The following is an 18,645-nucleotide window of genomic DNA, read 5'->3' as shown; positions in this document are numbered from 1 at the left end:
TTAGCCCTGCAGCGGGCTAAGGCCGGGAGAAGCATTAATAACCACCCGTGGTTAACTTAGTTGCTGAACCTGCTAAGCATCAGAACACTGCCCGGACACTTAGCGCATAACGCCGGTCAGTGGTAAAGCTTAAAGCATCGGTTCTGTCGCCGGCCTGATTCATCTGATACTGGGTTTTAGTTTCAGTTTTCAGCAAGTTACTGCCTTCAATACCAATTTTCCAGTTATCATTAATGGTGTAGTACAAACTGGCATCCATCATGCCTGATGCTTTCGCATAGGCAGGAACGTATTCTTCAGACTCCCGCAGGGTTAACAGATATTCAGAGCGCCAGGTATAAGCCAGCCTGAATGAAATATCGTTGTATTCATACATGCCGACAATGTTCAGGTTTTGATCTGAGTATCCTTGCAATGGCAAACCACCAAATACGCGGAAGGTATTACGGTTATCAGCTATACGGTTACCGTTCTCATCAAAACCCAGAGTACCTTCAGCCACGTTGTTAGGGTCTTCCAGGCCACTTTGATCAATATAGGTAAAATTAAGCTGCAAGCCTAAACCACTCCATGCACCGGGCAGCATGTCGTAGAACTGCGAGTAGGAAAACTCAACGCCGCGGATATTACCGGAGCCGGTATTGGCCGGGCCATAAGCGGATACGTCGTAATCCTCGCCGTTGTATGTAATGTTCATATCAAACTGGCGGTTGCGGATAATATTATCCAGTTTTTTATGGAAAAGCCCTACAGTCACGTAGCCAGCCGGCGCAAAATACCATTCTGTCGTTAAGTCCAGATTGATTGACTCTTCCGGCTCCAGATACGGGTTGCCCGCTAATGCCGTAACTTCGATATCATCCAGCCCTACCACAGGGTTATTAACTTCGTCCTGATCCTGCCCCGGAGTTTGCAGGCGGCGGGTGTAATCCAGATCTAACAGGCTGATATTGCGGGCATCGACCAGGCTTGGATAATACAACCCCTTTGATGCCCCAAAACGCACGACTACATCGTCGGTAATACCAAAGTTCAGGTTTAAGCTCGGCAATACGGTGTCGTAATCCGTGCCTTTTACCGTACTCAGCTGAGACTCACCGGACGCAAGGTCGTAATAACGTCTGTACTCGGCTTGTTGCATCACATTGTTAAGCGACGTGCCCGGCTCCCCCCGTTTACTGGTCAAAGGCTGCACAAAGGCACCGGTAGATTCAAGCTCGTAGCTAACATAGCGCAAACCAATATTGCCTTTTACCGGGATCTCCAAACCATCAAACTCGAAATCACCACGCACATAAAGTTCTGTGCGCTTTTCATTCGATGAACTGATGTTATGCGCAGCAAATGGCCCCTCAATGCGGTTAGGCTTGTCGGCATAAGGCACATAGGTACCGGTACAAACACCATTATTGGCTGCGCTCAATGTTGCGTTGTGCCAGCCTTCCTGACAGCCCTGACGTAATGAATTGGCATAGTTTCTTACCAGATCCATTCTCGGGAATAAAAAGTTATTAACATTACCTATCAGCACATTACCATTGTAATAATCTGAAAAATCAACCCGCTCAAACAGCTCAGGCCGGTTTACCGCAGCGGCTGCATTACGGTCATTCATATCCCAGGGGGTACCAATAGCAGACCAGCCTTCATATGCCGTATCACGCACTGTTAAGTCTTTATCGGTGTAGTAAGCCCCGGTTTTAATACCTGTGAAAAAGCCATCCAGTTCATAACTGAGATCAAATTTAAAGCTGTTGGCTTTGGCTGTATTGTGTTCTTCCTGCTCCATACCGCTGCCCAAAAACAAATTCGGCACCGGTCCGTTCCAATCCTCGTTTGGTGACCAGCCCGGCGTCAGAATGTTATCGCTGAGAAACTCAATAGTCGGGCGGGAACCGCGCATATCAAGAAAGTATGGTGATACCACATGCACATGATTACCCCGGGTCTGGCCCGACATGCTGTAATTATGTACCACCTTTTCAGAATCTATCCGCTGATAATCAAAACTCAGCGCCAGGCGATCTGTAGGTTTTAACTTAAGGTTAAAGGAGGTGTCTTTAACGGTATTTTCGTTGTAGTTCCAGCGGCTGCGGTAAAAAAATGGTGTTTCAGGGCTTACACCAAGCGCAACCCCCGAAGTGACATAGCCGTTTTCTACCGTTAACGGATGACCGTTTGCCGCATCGTCCCGCCAGTTTTGCGACGACCCCATAAAACTTCTGAAGCCTTGTGCGGCCTGGCCAATTTGCCGCTCATTCCACTCTAAAGAGGCCTTAGAATTAATATGCTCTAAGGTTGCAACGATAGTGTCGTCGGTATTTGCCCACTGCAGCGATGTGGTAAAACCGGTACGCTTGCGATCATTGTCAGCTGTGCTCATATGAATAGCAACCGGCACATGCCAAACGCTGCCAGCAGGCTGCCCTGGTAACGCCGGGCCATCAACCGGCGAATCAGGATCTACCCCGGTAATGCCACCCCATTCGTCCAGCGTAGGAATAAAGGCGTCACCACGGGAATGGAAATTACCTAAACCAATACCGTCACCACGCGATTTATATTCTGATTTAGAACCGGCGATAAGAAAGCCAAACTTACCTGCTTTTGTTTCCCAGTTATCAGAAAACAGCGCAGAGAAAGACGGTGTAACCTCTTCCCGGAAATCACCATAATTTGCTTTGGCGTTAACAGAGAACAAGCGGTCATCTGAATCGAAGGGCTTGCGGGTAACCAGATTAACTGTACCGGCAATTCCGCCTGAGATCAGATCGGCAGTCTGGTTTTTCACCACCTCTACCGATCCGAGCAACTCGGCCGGGAAATCCTCATAACTCAAACCTCCCCATGGGTTAGCACTAAATGCTCCGCGGCCGTTTACCTCAGAACGCACCCGATCCAAGCCACGAACCAAAACACCGGTACCTTCATCAGCGTAGTGTTTTGGATCATCAGAAGAGGCGAAACGCTCTATGGTTACACCAGGTACGCGTTGTAAAGCTTCAGTAACTGATTTGTCCGGCAATGCACCTATATCAGTGGCAGTGATAACGTCTTTCACGGTATCGGCGAAACGTTTCAGGTTCTGCGCGTTATTAAGGCTGCCCCGGATACCTTTTACTTCAATAACCTCTACCGGTTCGTTTGTTTCTGCAGCAATGACACCGCTGTCATTTTCCGGCAAAGCCTGTGCCGCAAGCCAGCATGGGCTCAGCCCCAGCAATGCGGCGGTGATTGCCAGGCTTAACCGGTTTTTTTTGCTACTATACTTGTAATTATCGCTCAGTAATTCAGACATAGTTTAAGTCTCTTCTGTTCTTGTTGTAATCCATGCAACCTGTCAACCGCGTTAGCGCCGACAAAGCCGTGATGCACCTGCCCTGCTCTTCCTGTTTAAAGCCGCCATTACTACCAAATATGTCAGGCTATGATGTTACTTTGTACCACGAAGATTAAAAAGTAAACACAATTCGACGAAAAAACTGTCTTATATAGCATTGAATTCTAGACAAGCACTTCTTTATTGCTTATTAATATGTTACCAAGTAACAATGAAGTGATCTGTGTTATGCGTTTAATCTGTTGCTATGTCCTGCTGTTGCTAAGCACTGTACCGTTGCATGCGGCAGTAGCAGTGTTGCCGTATCCCGCCGCTATCGAGCAAACTGAAGGTTACTTTGATCTAAGGCCGGGGCTTACAATAAAAATATCGCCTGATAATCCACAGCTACAGGCCGCAGCCGCTCGTTTTACTGCCCGTTTAAGCCAAAGAGCAGGTTTTGACATTCCGCTTTCGGCATCCCGGCAGCTGTTATTAAACCTTACCGGCCAACCCGTTGCTGCCGGTGCCGTTCCTCAGCCGGATATGCCAGAGCAATACCATCTGCGTATTACTGACACTGAGATCACCCTCAGTGCCGCAGCAGAAACCGGTATTCTGCGAGGCCTGGAAACACTGCTGCAACTGGCTGACAACGGTAAAATTGCCGCCGCTACCATTGATGACCAGCCGCGCTTTAGCTGGCGTGGCCTGTTACTTGATCCGGCGCGGCGCTTTTTACCTCTGCCGGTGTTAAAACGGCAGATAGACATGATGGCAGCGGCCAAACTTAATGTTTTGCACCTGCATTTAACTGATGATCAGGGCTGGCGGTTTGAATCAAAACATTTCCCCAAACTACAACAAATTGGCGGCGCTGATGGCTTTTATACTCAGGCTGAACTGAAACAACTGGTGCGTTACGCGGCAGATCGCGGTATCCGGGTGGTGCCCGAAATTGACTTACCCGGCCATACCACTGCACTTGGTGCAGCCTACCCTGAGTTTATGAGCCAACCCGGCCCGGCAAGGCCAGAGCAGCACTGGGGGGTGCATCCGGCGGTGCTGGACCCGACAAACGAACAGCTTTATCCGTTTTTGCACCAGTTACTGGCTGAAGTTGCCGGCGTATTTCCCGATCCTTATTTGCATATTGGCGGCGATGAAGTACTAAGTGATCACTGGCTGGCTACGCCACATATTGTGGCCTTTATGCAACAACAGCAACTTGATGATGCACCTGCTCTGCAGGCCTATTTCAACCGCCGTTTGCAACAGATTTTACAGCAACTGGGCCGTAATATGATTGGCTGGGACGAAGTACTCGACAGCAATTTACCCAACTCAGTGCTGGTGCAATCCTGGCGTGGCACCGAATCTTTGTATCAGGCAGCCGCTGCCGGACATAAGGCAATCCTGTCAACCGGCTATTATCTTGACCAACCCCAGTTTGCCGGATATCACTACCGCAACGATCCGCTGTTGCAGGCAACAGCAACAGATTTGGCACGGCTACAGCAGTGGTCGGCCTGGCAGTTTAGCTTCGAGCGGCTGCGTGGCAATGCGATATCAGGCAGATTACTGCTGCTTAACTTTCAGGATGGCGCGGTAAAAGCAGCAATAGAATTTAGCGGGCGCAAAGCGGTAATGCTCAATGATATTGTCCTTAATGCAAATACCATCTCTTTTAATGTTGACAGCTGGATGGGGCCACTTCACGCGCAGTTTCAGCTGGGAACAACGCTTTCCGGACAGCTGACGGTTGGTAATGCCCCCTATCAGGTGAACGGCCAGGCACTGGCATTGCAGCAAAGTGCGGCAACCGCTTTGCCCTTTAACCTGCAACCGCCCTATATTAACGATACGATGCGCGCAAACATTCTGGGCGGCGAAATTACCTTATGGGGAGAGCTGGTTACAGCAGATAATATTGACATACGGCTCTGGCCAAACAGTTTTGCTGTTGCCGAACGCTTATGGTCAGACGCCACAGTACAAGATGAAAAAGCGCTGTACCGGCGTATGCAGCATATCGCACAGCAACTTAGCAGCGATGGCTACCTACTGCATACTGCACAACAAGATGCCGGTTTTACGGCTATTGCAGGTAAGTTTGCCGGTACGCTGACACTACTGAGTGAAGTGCTGGAACCAGCCCACTATTATCACCGGCTGCACCAGAAATCTGTTGCAAAACTCTATCATCAGCAGGCTCCGCTGGATCAATTAGCAGACTTTTTGCCAGCCGAAAACCCGCAGCTACGGCAGTTTTCTCAAATATCTGAGCATTGGTTAGTACACCGGCAGGCTGCAGATAACGACTGGCTGGTACAAAAATTACAACAATGGCAGGACGCAGCCGATACCCTTATAAAAGCAGCCGGGCAGCCTGCGCATCAGCGGCTAAAACCCTATATACCTGAGCTGCAGCAAGTCAGCGCGCTGTGTCAGTCGGGGCAATTGTTACTTAACAGTATCAGCTCAAAAACGCCGTTAGAGAATGCTGTGCGCCAGCAAATAGCCCGGCAACTGCAACAGGCTACTGCTATTTCACAGGAAATGATTATTGCCCTGCACCGCCCATTGCAGCAGTTGTTTGACTATGCACCGCATAGCCACGTTTGGGTAGCTGCTGACACCTTTAGTGCAGCGGTTGAAGGCCCGGCTGTAGACAGCACCGGTAACCTTTATGCAGTTAACTTTGGCCAAAGCTCTGCAACTGATGACGGTGCGAGTCCCGGAGGAAACATTGGCAGAGTAACGCCCGACGGACACGCCAGTTTATATTTAACTTTGCCACACGGCAGCACCGGCAACGGTATAGTATTTGGCCCGGCTGGTAGCTTATATAGCGGCGCCATGTTTATTGCTGATTACACCGGCCATAATATTCTGCGTTATGCACAGGATAAGCTTGAGGTATATGCGCATAATAAGGCCATGCACCAACCTAATGATCTGTCCATTATGCAAAGCGGCGTTATTTTTGCCAGCGATCCCGACTGGGCCAATAACACCGGGCAGCTGTGGCGTATAGACACTGATGGTTCCAGCTACTTACTCGACGGCAACATGGGCACAACCAACGGTATTGCTGTAAGCCCCGATCAGCAATTTTTATATGTTAATGAAAGTATCCAGCGCAGAGTGTGGCGTTTTCGCATTAATGCCGACAATTCGCTGGGCGATAAGCAACTGTTTGCCCAATTCAGTGATTTTGGCCTTGACGGCATGCGTTTTGACAGTAAAGGCAATTTATATATCGCCCGCTACGGTAAAGGCACAGTAGTGAAGCTGAATGGCGAAGGCCGTATCCGGCAGGAATACCGGCTGAACCATGCACTGCCGACTAATGTCAGCCTGAACCAGGATGACAGCACACTCTATGTCACGATACAACAGTGCGGCTGTATTGAGCGAATACAGCTATAAGCTTAGTCAAACGGCTGCTCGGTAATGGGCCAGAGTGGCCGGCTAAGCTTACGGTAGCCATTACGCTTAGGATCGCTGGGGTATGGTGCCCCGGCATCAACATACAAGATTTGTGCAGCCAGTGGCGCAAACCCCTGATAAAAGTGATTGGTTGATTTTATCAGCAATAGCCTGTACTGCCGGGGCACAACACCCAGGGCTTGGAATAAACTCGGATCAAACGACTGGCAACGGTTACTGTTTAAAATAACCTCAATACCGTCAAAGGCTATCAAGGCGCAATCGCCCATAGGCACACTGCTGTCAGCAAACTGCTGCTGAGCATTTGCCTTCAGCCGCACAACCTTAACCTCTTTGTCTATTGGAGCACCTGCTGTGGCACAACTTTTCCCACCAAAACGCAGTGTTATTATTGCCCCCTCTCCTGCGGCAAAGCACAGCTTCACCGCCATTGGATCCCAAATAGTACCCACCGCAACGCCGGTTAAGCCGCGGGCGATAATCTGCTGCAAGATCAGGGTACCGTCTCCGGCTACACCACCGCCCGGGTTATCCCAGACATCTGCCAGCACTGTAGTGCCTGTGTTGCATTGCCGGGCCAAATCCAGTGCTGCATTGATACTATGAAACTCTGGCAAGGTTTTACCACGCAATGAAAACAACTCCAGGCCAAGCTGGCGTGCCAGTTGCTGACCAAGCTGTGGCTGGTTATCAGTTATTACCAATAACCGTGAGCCCATATCAGGCACATCACCGGCCATAAAACCGTGGATCACTGATACAGACAACACGCCTGGCTGCTGCTCTGTCTGCCGTACCTTAGCGATAAAAGACCTCATCGGCTCATGGCTGGTAGGCAACACATCTATCATCCGGCAGTCAAAGCTGCTCATGCTGGGTGTTATTTGTCGCTGTACTGCGGCTACGGCAAGTTTTACCAGCTCACGCGCACATTGCATAAAATCAAGATGCGGAAACTCTTTGAATGCAATCAGTAAATTAGCGGCCTGCAAGCGCGCAGCCGTTAAATGACTGTGCGGATCCAGCGTAGCGCCGATAATTACGTCTGGCCCGGTAATAGCACGGACATGCTGCAGTAAATCGCCTTCACAGTCGTCATATCCCTGTGCCACCATTGCACCGTGTAAACCCAGCAACACTGCCTGCACCGGCATAGCCTCGCGCAGCTGTAGCAGTATTTCATCCCGCAGCAGCTCATATGACTGACGGTTGAGTAAACCGCCGGGCTCTGCCCAGGCACAACTGCCTTCTATTACTTCAGTACCGGCATGTGCCTGAGCATATTCACGGCAAGCGATTAACGGTGCACTGCACAGTGTAGGTGTGGCCGGATGCTGACCTGGTGCAGCGTAAAAACTCTGATAAAAGCTGTGCACATCGGTATACATGGGTGAGAAAGTATTGGTTTCAGTGGCCAGAGACGCCGTAAAAATACGCATAGTTCCTCGATAATTTATCGCCGCTCAGGCAGTGAGCCCTGCGGAAATGTTTCAGTTACAGCTTGATATTCTTCACGTTGCGCACTGATCAGTTTCAGTGCTTCTGTCCGGTTGATACGGCATGGTGGTGTCAGCAGGCTTACCGCTATTGCTGCCAGCATGGCACAGGCAACCGCCGGTAAACAGGGGTTACCCCAGTAAGCCAGCCACAGTGGCTGGCTGATCAACAGCAACGACGTGGTAACAGCTGCCAGCATAGCGGCTAAAGCCCCCTGCCAGTTAAGCCGCGGCCAGAACCGGCCCAGTATTGCTATCACAAACATGCCGGACATCAGCGTTGCAATCATATTGCTGATATAGCGGATCAGATCATCGGACAACAAAGCCAGTAGCAAAGCCACACCAGACACCAGCAGCACTGACAGGCGGGCATATAAAATGGCTTTATCCGGCGGCGGCATAGCGCCGCTGATTGCCTGATAAAAATCACGGATCAATACCGACACCGCCGCAATAGCATCAGAGCTGGCCGACGACAGCGTGGCTGACAGCCCGGCGAGCAACACCAGCATCGCCAGTGCGGCGGGTAATACCAGCACAGCTACAGTAGTAAAAGCAAACTGGTGGTTTTCAAGTTGTGGTGCCAGTGAAAAAGCAGCAATACCAATTACTGCCGGCAGGGCGGCAAACAGCAGATACAGTACACCGGAAAAAATAAAAGATCGCCGCACGGTGCCAATACTGCGGGCAGCATAAATACGCTGACGAAACGAAGGTGTTGCCAGCACCCCCACAATAACAACTGCTGAGAGTGAAATTGCCGGCAGCAGCGGCAGTTGCTGCATCATGCCCTGTTGCCTCGCCGTGGCAACAGCCGTACCCAGCGCCATAACACCACCTGCAGATTGCACAGCGGCATAGCTCATTAGCAAAAAGCCGGCAAATAAAATCAGTGCCATCAGGCTGTCAGTCCAGACTACCGCACGATAACCGCCGATCATCACATACAGGGTAAATGCCACGGCAATTAACAGCTTGCTGTAAAAAAGCTCCAAACCGGTAGCCCAGGACAAATACAGCGCGCCACCGATAATATGTGCGCCCATCCAGCCCAGTGACGCCAGAAAAATCATCACCGCACTGCAATGCTTAACCCAAAGGTTAGCCCCGGCGTAATAACTCAGCTCTTCGCTCATCGTCATAAAACGCATACGCCTGAGTGGCGCAAATAACCAGGCAGTTAATAAAATACCAATGGCTCCGCCGATACCGTACAACATACCGCCCCAACCATGCTGATAGGCATATCCTACCGCCCCCATACTGGTGCCTGTACCAATCATGGTGGCGACAGTAGTACCAAATGTCAGGCCGCCAGACACATTACGCCCGGCCAGCAAAAAGTCTTCACTGCTATGCTGTTTGCGTGATACCAGATAACTGATTGCTATCATCAGCAGCAGATACAGGCCAAACCCCAGCAAAAACAGGCTGCTGTTCATCTCAGGCTCTGTCGGCGCGATAGCATGTCAGATCCACTTCTACTTTGCAGTCAACCACCAAATCAGCCACTGCACAGATCCGTGCCGGTGGTGCCTCGCTGAACACCCGGCGAAATACCTGATTAAAACTGCTAAAATAGCGTGCATCGGTAAGGTACACCTTTACATGCACCACATCAGCCAGGCTGTAGCCCGCCTGTTGCATAATATCCAGGCAGTTTTGCAGGGCCAGCTCAGATTGCTCCACAATGCCACCTTCTACCACCTCGCCGTTACGCATTGGTGTCTGGCCAGATACATACAGCCAGCCTGCGGCTTCCACCGCTTTGGCAAAGGGTAATTTTTGCCCGCCAGTGCCGGTGCTTTCATCCACACCATAACGTTTTATAGTCATGACTGATTAATCTCCCAAAGGCTGACGATCATCACCGCCGCGATGGCTGTCGAGTGACAGTTTTACCCGGCGCAATTTGTCACGCGATTTACGTTTATTCAGCTTGGCTACTTCGGTTGCCAGCACATCGATAATGGCCAGCATGGCATAACGTGACGCTGAAGGTTTGTAGATAAAGTCGGTTTCCGGTGCCTGTAAACCCAGCACAATGTCGGCATTGGCGGCAAGTTGTGAACCCGGCTTGGTAATAGCAATGACTTTGGCGCCATACTGGCGGGCAATAGCCGCAGAATCGATAATTTCACCGGTGTTACCGGTTAACGAAATGGCCACCACAACGTCTTGCGGTTCAACGGCCGCAGCTACCATTCGTGTTAGTAAGCCATCCTGGTAACTGCATACCGGCATGCCAAAGCGAAACAAGCGGTATTGCAGCTCCTGCGAGCCAATAGATGAGCCGCCACCCATACCAATACAAAAGATCATCCGTGCATTTTGTAAATAGCTGACTGCCAACTTTATATCGGCTTCTACCAATAACTTGCGGCTTAAATCCAGCGTATTTTTAATCGCTTCATACACGCCCTGAATACCATCCAGATCGGGCGTTTCCTCCACAAAACGCTGCCCTACCGCTAAAGATTGCGCCAGCTTAACTTTAAGTTGACGCACATCTTTACAATCAACCGTGCGGGCAAAACGGGTAACTGTAGCCTGGCTAACACCAGCACTTTCAGATAGCCTGGCAATGCTCATTTCACTGGCTGCTTTCACATTATCCAGTATTACCTGAGCCACCCGCTGCTCAGATTCACTCATTTCAACAAAGCGCTCTGAGATACGCGACAGCACATCTATTTCATAACTCATCGTTTTATCCATTTGCTTATGGTGTTACTCAGTAACCTTTGCTAAAGTAACATTTAACCCACCCAGAAAGGTACTTTGTACCAAAGCAACATAAAAGTAAATATCAATATGGCTTTATTACAGTAATTTACCAACATTAAAGCGATATAAACATTAACAAGCCAAGAGCCTGATGTTATGAAGTACCAAAATATAAAGCAAAAATCTGCAAGTCCGCTGGCTAACAAACAGCAGTTAAACTTGCTGCAACAGGATATCTGCCTGCCTGCAGTTATTCTGAAACACAGTGCACTACAACATAACCTGCACTGGATGCAGAACTTTGCTGATGTCAGTGGTGTTTTACTGGCACCACACGGCAAAACCAGCATGACGCCCTGGCTGTTTCAACAGCAACTTGCTGCCGGTGCCTGGGGTATTACCGTAGCCACGCCCTATCAGGCGCAGGTAGCTGTACAGGCTGGTGCCAAACGGCTGATCCTGGCGAATCAACTGGTAGGTAAAGCGAATATGGCAGTGATTGCCACACTGCTTGCCAACGGTAATGAGATTTATGTCTGCATCGACAATATTGATAACGCCAGTGCTTTATCAGCCTTTTTCAGCGCAGAAGACTTATGTTTGCCGGTGCTGATAGAGCTGGGCGTACCTGGCGGACGTTGTGGTTGCCGCACTAACCAGCAGGCTGTTGAGCTGGCACAACAGCTGGCAACCTTACCCGGGCTTAGCCTTGCAGGTGTAGAGTTTTATGAAGGCGTAATTAAAAGTGCAGATACCGCACGCAGTGTGCGCCAGTTTGTACAACAGGCCGCTGCACTGGCCAAAGCGCTGTTCAGACAACAATTGCTGCAATACCCCACAGCGCTGATCAGCGGCGCTGGCTCGGCCTGGTATGACATAGTGGCGGCAGAACTAAAAAAAGCCACTTTACCCGACAGTATGCAGATAGTGCTGCGTCCTGGCTGCTATATCAGCCATGATCTTGGTATTTACCAGCAGGCACAACAGCAGGTTTTAGCCCGCAGTAATACTGCCTGCCGTTTAGGCGAAGACTTACAAAACGCCCTTGAGCTGGCAGCTTATGTGCAATCACTGCCGGAACCCGGGCTGGCGGTGCTGGGGTTTGGTAAACGCGATGCCGCCTTTGATGCCGGCCTGCCCCGGGCCATTGCTATCTACCGTAATGGCAAATTACTAAGCGATAAGCTTAGCCAGTGTGAAACCAGCAAAGTGATGGATCAGCATGCTTTCTGGCGTTACGACAATAGTATTGAGCCACAGATTGGTGACATGGTATTACTGGGGACTTCACACCCCTGCCTGACGTTTGATAAATGGCGCAGCCTGTGGCTGGCTGACGACAATTACAACCTGCTGCAAAGCCTGGAAACGTGTTTTTGATCTATAGACCTGTTGTTAATTAAGCAACATACCAGCGCTAAATACCGGCCCGGCCAGTTGTGCCGGGTTAAGCACACATAACTGCCTGGCCTGATCTTCACCAACCAGCTGACAACAATGTTGATAGGCCAGTTGTAGTTTAGGCGGGCGGCGTTTAACAGAGTGCGCATCGCTGGCAATAACATGGTAAAGCCCCTGCTTTAACCATTGCTGCGCTAAGGTTTTAACATCCAATCCCATATCACCGTCAAGTGCTGCTGCGGTCAGTTGGAACAAACAACCGGCTTTAATAAACGGCTTAATTTTATCCGGCACGGCCAAAAAATCGCGGTTTCGCTCCGGGTGTGCCAGCATTACGGTAATATCATGCCGCGCCAGCCATGCCAGCAGTTTATCGCTACCCGCCGGAATATGACTGTGCGGCAACTCCAGCAATAACACCTTATTACCCTGATAACGGCCAATAAAGGGCATTTGTTGCTGCTCTATCAATGGCAATATTTCTGCGCCGATACGCACCTCAGCAGCTGCAGCCAGTGTTATGGCAATACCTGCATCACTTACTGCCTGTTGCAGCGCTGTTATGGCTTCAGTTATTGAAGCAGCACTGTTGTTATAACGCCCGGCATGCAGGTGGGGTGTTGCCAGCATATGGCTGATACCCTGCTGCTGTGCCAGTTGCAGTAAAGCCAGCGCTTCGGCCAGATCTCTGGCGCCGTCATCAACGCCGGGCAATATATGGTTATGCAGATCAAACATCATCGTACCGCCTGCCGGTAACCGGTTTACACACCATAATTGGCATAATAAGGCTCGGCTTTGTTCATTTTCATCTGGTTAAGTACCACGCCATACACCCTGGCATGAGCCTGATGCAATTGCCCCAGAGTGTGTTGCACCAATGGAATGCGGGTGTGATCTGCTTTAACTACCAGCACTACGGCATCAGCGTGCGGTGCAACCAGCAGCGGATCACTAACCGCCTGTACCGGCGCCGTATCAATAATAATTTTGTCATAGCGCCCTTTTAGCTCAGCCAGTAAGCTTTGCAAACCATTACCTGCCAGCAGCTCCATCGGGTTTAACGGTATAGCGCCGGCAGGCATCACATCAACCCCTTCCTGCACGTCTTTAACAATACACTCGTCCAGAGTTGCGGTGCGGGACAATATGTTGGCTAACCCACTTTGGTACAGTGGCAAATTAAACCGTAAGCCCACCGAGGGTTTACGCAAATCGGCATCAATTAACAGCACCCGCTCCAGCGCCGCAAAAGCAAACGCCAGGTTGATACTCACTGTAGTTTTACCTTCCTGCGGCTGTGATGAGGTAATTTCGATAACCTGCAGTGGTTTATCCAGCGCCATCAATGATAAAGCTGTGCGGATATTACGCACCGATTCGCTGTAACGGCGCTGTTTCGGATCAAAATACGCCAGGCTGCGCTGTTGCTCATTTTTCTTTTTCTGGCCTTTAGGTAAATAACCCAGTGCGCATTGGGCCAGTGCCTGCTCTATATCAGCAGTATTTTTAACGGTGTCGTTAAGCATATCCTGCAGCAAGGCAATGATGGCACCAAGCAACAAGGTCGACATAAACGTCAGCATAACAATCAGTTTTTTATTCGGCTTAACCGGCTCTGACGGTAATACAGCACGGTCAGTAAAACGGGCTATCGGCGCATCAAAATCGCCGGTTACTTCGGTTTCTTTCTGCCGGGCAAAAAAGCTGTCAAATAGTAACTGATTGGTTTCTACTTCGCGCTGTAAACGGCGGTAATCTGATTCAACCGAGCCCAGACTGGAAAACGCTGTTTTAGTGCGGCTAAATTGCTGCTCCAGCGAGGCCAAGCGTCTTTCCGCACTTTGCGCTTCTTTTTCGATCCCCTCTATCAGGCGACTTATTTGCTGACGCAGGCTGTTGTTTACCGTTAGCAGTTCAGCTTGCACGGCAATCATTTTCGGGTGCTTAGGCCCGTAGACCTTGTTAAGCTCAGAATACTTACGCTCTACCGCCATAACCTCACGTTTAACATTTTGCACCGACGGATGTGAGGTAATTTCAGGTAAGCTTTCCAGCCCCGTTATATCGTGTTGGTCAAACTGACGCACCAGCGCTAAAAAACCTTCTGCTTTGGCTTTTTTCGAGCGAGCATCTGTCAGCTCTTCATTGAGCCGTTCCAGCTCACGGGCATCCAGCGCGGTTACGCCTTCTACATCAACCAGATTATGTTGTGCACGAAACGCTTCAAGCCGGGCTTCTGACTGTTCTAAACGCTCACGCAGCTCGCCAATGCGGCCACCCAGCCAACTACTGGCTTTTTGCGTGATACCTAATCTGGCATCAAGCTGGCTGGAAATATAAGCCTCACCAATAGCGTTGGCTACAGCCTGTGCCAGGCGGGGATCTGACGACTGATAACTCAGATTTACCAGTTGGGTTTTACGTACCGGGTTTACCTGAATGCCGCTGCTAAATTTGTCCAGCCTGCGCTTATGCGTTAAAGCGCTGCTTAGCTCAGTATCAACCGATGCCGGTGTCGGCGGGCTCAACAGTGATTTAACGTACGCTTTAGCTTTGCTGCTAAATGAAGGTTTGCCCTGCAGGGCCGGGTGCCCTGCCAGTGACAGCTCATCAAACACCCGCTCAGCAATAGAGCGTGATTTTAAAATTTCAAACTGCGTCAGGTAATATTCCTGCTGTGCGGAATTAAAGCCATACACTTCGTCAATTTTAATCGCTCTGGCTTGCTGCGCCTCAATCAGCAAGGTAGCAGTAGAGCGGTATACGGGTGTCATATTTTGCGCAATACTGGCAGCTAAAATGGCGCTACTAAAGGCCAGTATTAATATACGCCATTTAAAGCGGCCAATTACGCCAAACAGCTTGCTGACATCAACCAGTTGCTCGCCGGATGCCAGCGGTTTTTCATTTGAATATACAGCCATAATCAGAAAAATCTCTGTTCGATAGTAATAGTATCACCGGCCAGAATGCGGCTGCTGAGGCTGCCGCTTTCATTCTGGTTTTTGTCGCCTTCGCGCGAAATGCGGATTTTTTCCCGGGATGCGCGCTCTGTCATGCCACCGGCCAGCGCAATAGCCTGGTTTACCGTCATGCCCGGCTGATACGGGTAAGCTCCAGGCTGTTTTACTTCACCATGAATATAAAACGGCCGGTACTCCACCATGCCAACAAATACGTTAGGTTCAACCAGATAGTCGCCTTTAAGGCCCTGATAAATTAACGCTTCAACCTGTTTGATGCTTTTTCCGCTTAGTTGCAGCTTACCCAGAAACGGATAGTTTATTGTGCCACTGTCTGTCAGCCGGGTTTGCAGCTCCAGATCATCCTGCCCGTACACTTTAATCACGATAAGATCACCGGGACCCAGCACATACTGCTCTTGTGCACTTAACGGCCAGCCAATAAGCAAACAGAATAATACGGCGGCTATAACACGATTTGACATCTTGATCCTCATAACGCGAGCTGCACAGCAACAAAGACTTCGTTTTTATCAAATTCAATGTTTGCCTGCGAAGAATTGTTGCGATGTAGCCGGACACCGGCATTTAACAACAGTTGCGGTAACAGCGAGTATTTGCCACTTAGCTGGTAACTGGTCAGCCGGTCACGCCGGTCAAAGCCGGTATAGTCGTCATTTACTCTTTTCACACCAAGGCTGCTGCTGAACAACGGTTGCCATTGGTGATTCCAGAACAGGCTATAATGGGTTTCTTTAACAAAATCACCTTGTGTATCAGGCTCTTTTGATTGACGGCCGGTACTGAGATTAAAACGTGAATAACTCAGCGGTGCCCACTGTACTGCCGTCTCCCAGGCCAGGCCGGAGAAATCCTGCCGCTGCGGATTGTCAAACTGGCGGTTCTGGTAACCAAACCGCAACTCTGCTGAAGTGAGTTCGCTGGGTTGCCAGCGTGCGCCCAGGCGGTAATTCATGGTATCGCTATCCCGGCTGCCACTGATATCGGTATTGTCATAACGGGTGTGCAAGCGGCTGATTTCAGTGATCAGGCGGGTGTTAGCGCCGGTGTTGTAATACAGCTCGGTGCCCAGTTTGATACTATGGTAGGTGCGAAACTGTGTCAGGGCTTCGTAGTTGCGATAATCTTTATCGTAGTATGCCGAGAGTAAACGCAACCGGGTTCGGCTGCTTTTGGCACCATATTCATAGGCGCCTTGTACACTGAACAAGCGCAAGTCGGCAGGTTCAGTAAGGTTATTCCCCTGGCCTTCAGTAATACCGGTACCTCTGGCCTCGTGTGCGGCAGCGTAGCGGCCTTTAATATCAAACCGGTGCCGGTGCGACAACTCCACTAACGCTGCGGTGCTAAAGTCCCAATCCAGATAGCTGTCATCACTGCTGCTAAGATAACTGCCGGATGCCAGCTCCAGTGCCGCCTGATACTCGTTAGGGCCAGATAATAGCTGCGCAGTAAGCTTAGGCGTTAACAATGATATCCAGCTACTGCGCTCAGCTTCGGCAGCATTGGCAATGTTGTCATCGTGGCGCAGCTCAAAACGCAGCTCCGGAATAAAATCAATACCAGACTCAGTTCTGATGGCATTGCGTACCAGTTCCTGTGCAGATAAATCTATACTGCCAAACAACAACACCGCCAGCACCGACCGACACAAGATCACATTACAATACATCTATCTTCCTGCTAGTACGCATTTTTATCAACAAAGCCTTTAAACACCGTTTTAAATACGATCCGCACATCAAAAAACAGCGACCAGTTGCGGATATAATCCAGATCGTACTTTACCCGCATCTCCATTTTTTCCAGGGTATCGGTTTCACCGCGCCAGCCGTTGATCTGCGCCCAACCGGTAATGCCGGGGCGTACCTTGTGCCGCAGCATGTAATAAGCGACCTGCTTGCGATACTCTTCGTTATGCGCCACAGCATGAGGCCTGGGCCCGACAACCGACATTTCACCCAGCAGTACGTTGAAAAACTGTGGCAGCTCATCCAGCGACGTACGGCGCAAAAAGGCGCCTACCGCAGTAACACGGCTATCATTACGTTTGGCCTGGGTTACTGCGCCGCCATTTTCCATCACTTTCATCGAGCGGAATTTGTATACACCAATTCTTTTACCGTCCAGGCCGTAACGATCCTGACGAAACAACACCGGCCCTTTGGACGTAAGCTTGATGGCTACGGCAATCATCAGCAGCAACGGCGAAATAAGCAGCAACACAGTGCTGCTGAACAATATATCGAAACTGCGTTTGTAAAAGCTCTGAAAACCAAACATTGGTGATTCAAACACACTAATAGTGTCAATACTGCCCACATTACCAATACGGGCATGCATCAGATTTTTAAACAGGAAATCCGGTACTAGTAAGACATCTGCGGTGGTGTCACCTAAGCGGCTGATAATGTCTGCAATGCGTTTTTCCGCCATCATTGGTAAACAGATATAAATTTTTACCAGTTTACCGGTACGGGCCAGTTGTACAGCATCTTCCACATTGCCCAGCAACGACTCTGTTGGCAGACCGTCCAGACGTTCCGGCACACGATCATCAAAAAAGCCGATACAGTTAAAACCCAGCTCAAAGTGTTGCGTAATTTCGTTATGCAGAGCGACACCAGACGGCGTTAAACCAATAATCGCCACCTGCTGCAAACCCAAACCACGCTTGCGACGCCAGGTTTTTATCGCCCGGGCAGATACCCGCCACAACAATAGCACCATTAGTCCGCCCAGATACCAGCTCACCAATGCCAGACGCGAAAAACTCTCGGCTTCTTTTAACAAGAACAAACCGGCGACAATTAATAAGAATGACACCGTATGAATAGTGGCAACGTGCATTAGCATCTGGGAAAACCGGCCTGCCCGCCACGAGCGGTATAGCTGTACTGATTCGGCCAGATAGGAATATATTGCCAGCGAAACGCTAAGCAATATCAGATAATCTTTATCAAGTGGCACACCATACAGATGCATACTGGCGAGAAATACGCCGCACAAAATCATCAGATCAATAAAACGGTATACCACTGATGAGCCCGGTTGCTCATAACGTAAGATTGAATTAGTCATCTCTGGTGCTCCGCATTCGCTGTTGTACAAAGCTAAAGTAACCAAGGCGGTACAGCTGGCCATTTACTTTGCTATTGTTACTAAACTACTGCGTCTGTGTTGCCTGTTACAAACGAACATTTATAACCCGTTGAGTTAGAAAAATTCACCCGTAATTAATAGTTTATTAATAGATTGG

The 18,645-nt window shown here is 49.8% G+C and carries 12 protein-coding genes; 2 read left to right on the top strand and 10 right to left on the bottom strand.

Going from position 1 to position 18,645, the window contains the following annotated elements:
* Positions 1-79 precede the first annotated feature (79 nt).
* Positions 80-3,298, bottom strand: a complete 3,219-nt coding sequence (locus J3B89_RS10940; RefSeq protein ID WP_215397607.1) for a TonB-dependent receptor — start codon at positions 3,296-3,298, stop codon at positions 80-82.
* 270 nt (positions 3,299-3,568) lie between these two features.
* Between J3B89_RS10940 and J3B89_RS10935 the strand changes: the two genes are divergently transcribed.
* Positions 3,569-6,751 carry a family 20 glycosylhydrolase gene (locus tag J3B89_RS10935; protein WP_215397606.1) on the top strand — a complete coding sequence of 1,061 codons (3,183 nt, stop codon included), beginning with the start codon at positions 3,569-3,571 and terminating at the stop codon, positions 6,749-6,751.
* 2 nt (positions 6,752-6,753) lie between these two features.
* Here J3B89_RS10935 and J3B89_RS10930 read toward each other — a convergent pair whose 3' ends face one another.
* Genes J3B89_RS10930 through J3B89_RS10915 form a run of 4 tightly spaced genes read right to left on the bottom strand, consistent with a single transcriptional unit; the run spans position 6,754 to position 10,977 of the window.
* Positions 6,754-8,211, bottom strand: coding sequence for a M81 family metallopeptidase (locus J3B89_RS10930; protein WP_215397605.1), 1,458 nt, complete (start codon positions 8,209-8,211; stop codon positions 6,754-6,756).
* A gap of 14 nt (positions 8,212-8,225) precedes the next feature.
* Positions 8,226-9,713 (bottom strand): sodium:solute symporter family protein, encoded by a 1,488-nt coding sequence (locus J3B89_RS10925; protein WP_215397604.1) that lies wholly within the window; start codon positions 9,711-9,713, stop codon positions 8,226-8,228.
* Between the two features lies 1 nt (position 9,714).
* The gene (locus J3B89_RS10920; protein ID WP_215397603.1) at positions 9,715-10,107 is read right to left on the bottom strand and encodes a RidA family protein; all 393 of its coding nucleotides are present in this window, start codon (positions 10,105-10,107) and stop codon (positions 9,715-9,717) included.
* A 6-nt stretch (positions 10,108-10,113) separates the two neighbouring features.
* On the bottom strand, positions 10,114-10,977 hold the full coding sequence (locus tag J3B89_RS10915) for a MurR/RpiR family transcriptional regulator (RefSeq protein ID WP_068232005.1): 864 nt from the start codon (positions 10,975-10,977) through the stop codon (positions 10,114-10,116).
* Positions 10,978-11,154: 177 nt separating this feature from the next.
* Here J3B89_RS10915 and J3B89_RS10910 point away from each other — a divergent pair, with 177 nt between their 5' ends.
* A complete protein-coding gene (locus J3B89_RS10910; protein ID WP_215397602.1) occupies positions 11,155-12,378 on the top strand; it encodes an amino acid deaminase in 1,224 nt (407 codons plus the stop codon).
* 15 nt (positions 12,379-12,393) lie between these two features.
* Here J3B89_RS10910 and J3B89_RS10905 read toward each other — a convergent pair whose 3' ends face one another.
* From J3B89_RS10905 to J3B89_RS10885, 5 genes are read right to left on the bottom strand one after another with little or no spacing between them, the layout of a single operon-like run.
* Positions 12,394-13,140 carry a tyrosine-protein phosphatase gene (locus tag J3B89_RS10905; protein ID WP_215397601.1) on the bottom strand — a complete coding sequence of 249 codons (747 nt, stop codon included), beginning with the start codon at positions 13,138-13,140 and terminating at the stop codon, positions 12,394-12,396.
* Between the two features lie 23 nt (positions 13,141-13,163).
* Positions 13,164-15,326 (bottom strand): GumC family protein, encoded by a 2,163-nt coding sequence (locus J3B89_RS10900; protein ID WP_215397600.1) that lies wholly within the window; start codon positions 15,324-15,326, stop codon positions 13,164-13,166.
* Positions 15,327-15,328: 2 nt separating this feature from the next.
* Positions 15,329-15,850: a polysaccharide biosynthesis/export family protein gene (locus tag J3B89_RS10895; protein ID WP_215397599.1), complete on the bottom strand. Its 522-nt coding sequence runs from the start codon at positions 15,848-15,850 to the stop codon at positions 15,329-15,331.
* A gap of 8 nt (positions 15,851-15,858) precedes the next feature.
* The gene (locus J3B89_RS10890; protein ID WP_215397598.1) at positions 15,859-17,058 is read right to left on the bottom strand and encodes an outer membrane beta-barrel protein; all 1,200 of its coding nucleotides are present in this window, start codon (positions 17,056-17,058) and stop codon (positions 15,859-15,861) included.
* Between the two features lie 11 nt (positions 17,059-17,069).
* Complete coding sequence (locus J3B89_RS10885; protein ID WP_251372352.1) at positions 17,070-18,467, bottom strand: undecaprenyl-phosphate glucose phosphotransferase; 1,398 nt, start codon at positions 18,465-18,467, stop codon at positions 17,070-17,072.
* Positions 18,468-18,645 lie beyond the last annotated feature (178 nt).

This window comes from Rheinheimera oceanensis (assembly GCF_018831085.1).
Classification (GTDB): Bacteria; Pseudomonadota; Gammaproteobacteria; order Enterobacterales; family Alteromonadaceae; genus Alishewanella; species Alishewanella oceanensis.
Note: the sequence above shows the minus strand (reverse complement) of the source record. Positions and strands in the feature narration are given on the sequence as shown.

What these genes read in the sequence shown, in the direction of transcription:
- J3B89_RS10940 (WP_215397607.1), bottom strand. Translation starts at nt 3,298, where the DNA reads ATGTCTGAATTACTGAGCGATAATTACAAGTATAGTAGCAAAAAAAAC.
- J3B89_RS10935 (WP_215397606.1), top strand. Translation starts at nt 3,569, where the DNA reads ATGCGTTTAATCTGTTGCTATGTCCTGCTGTTGCTAAGCACTGTACCG.
- J3B89_RS10930 (WP_215397605.1), bottom strand. Translation starts at nt 8,211, where the DNA reads ATGCGTATTTTTACGGCGTCTCTGGCCACTGAAACCAATACTTTCTCA.
- J3B89_RS10925 (WP_215397604.1), bottom strand. Translation starts at nt 9,713, where the DNA reads ATGAACAGCAGCCTGTTTTTGCTGGGGTTTGGCCTGTATCTGCTGCTG.
- J3B89_RS10920 (WP_215397603.1), bottom strand. Translation starts at nt 10,107, where the DNA reads ATGACTATAAAACGTTATGGTGTGGATGAAAGCACCGGCACTGGCGGG.
- J3B89_RS10915 (WP_068232005.1), bottom strand. Translation starts at nt 10,977, where the DNA reads ATGAGTTATGAAATAGATGTGCTGTCGCGTATCTCAGAGCGCTTTGTT.
- J3B89_RS10910 (WP_215397602.1), top strand. Translation starts at nt 11,155, where the DNA reads ATGAAGTACCAAAATATAAAGCAAAAATCTGCAAGTCCGCTGGCTAAC.
- J3B89_RS10905 (WP_215397601.1), bottom strand. Translation starts at nt 13,140, where the DNA reads ATGATGTTTGATCTGCATAACCATATATTGCCCGGCGTTGATGACGGC.
- J3B89_RS10900 (WP_215397600.1), bottom strand. Translation starts at nt 15,326, where the DNA reads ATGGCTGTATATTCAAATGAAAAACCGCTGGCATCCGGCGAGCAACTG.
- J3B89_RS10895 (WP_215397599.1), bottom strand. Translation starts at nt 15,850, where the DNA reads ATGTCAAATCGTGTTATAGCCGCCGTATTATTCTGTTTGCTTATTGGC.
- J3B89_RS10890 (WP_215397598.1), bottom strand. Translation starts at nt 17,058, where the DNA reads ATGTATTGTAATGTGATCTTGTGTCGGTCGGTGCTGGCGGTGTTGTTG.
- J3B89_RS10885 (WP_251372352.1), bottom strand. Translation starts at nt 18,467, where the DNA reads ATGACTAATTCAATCTTACGTTATGAGCAACCGGGCTCATCAGTGGTA.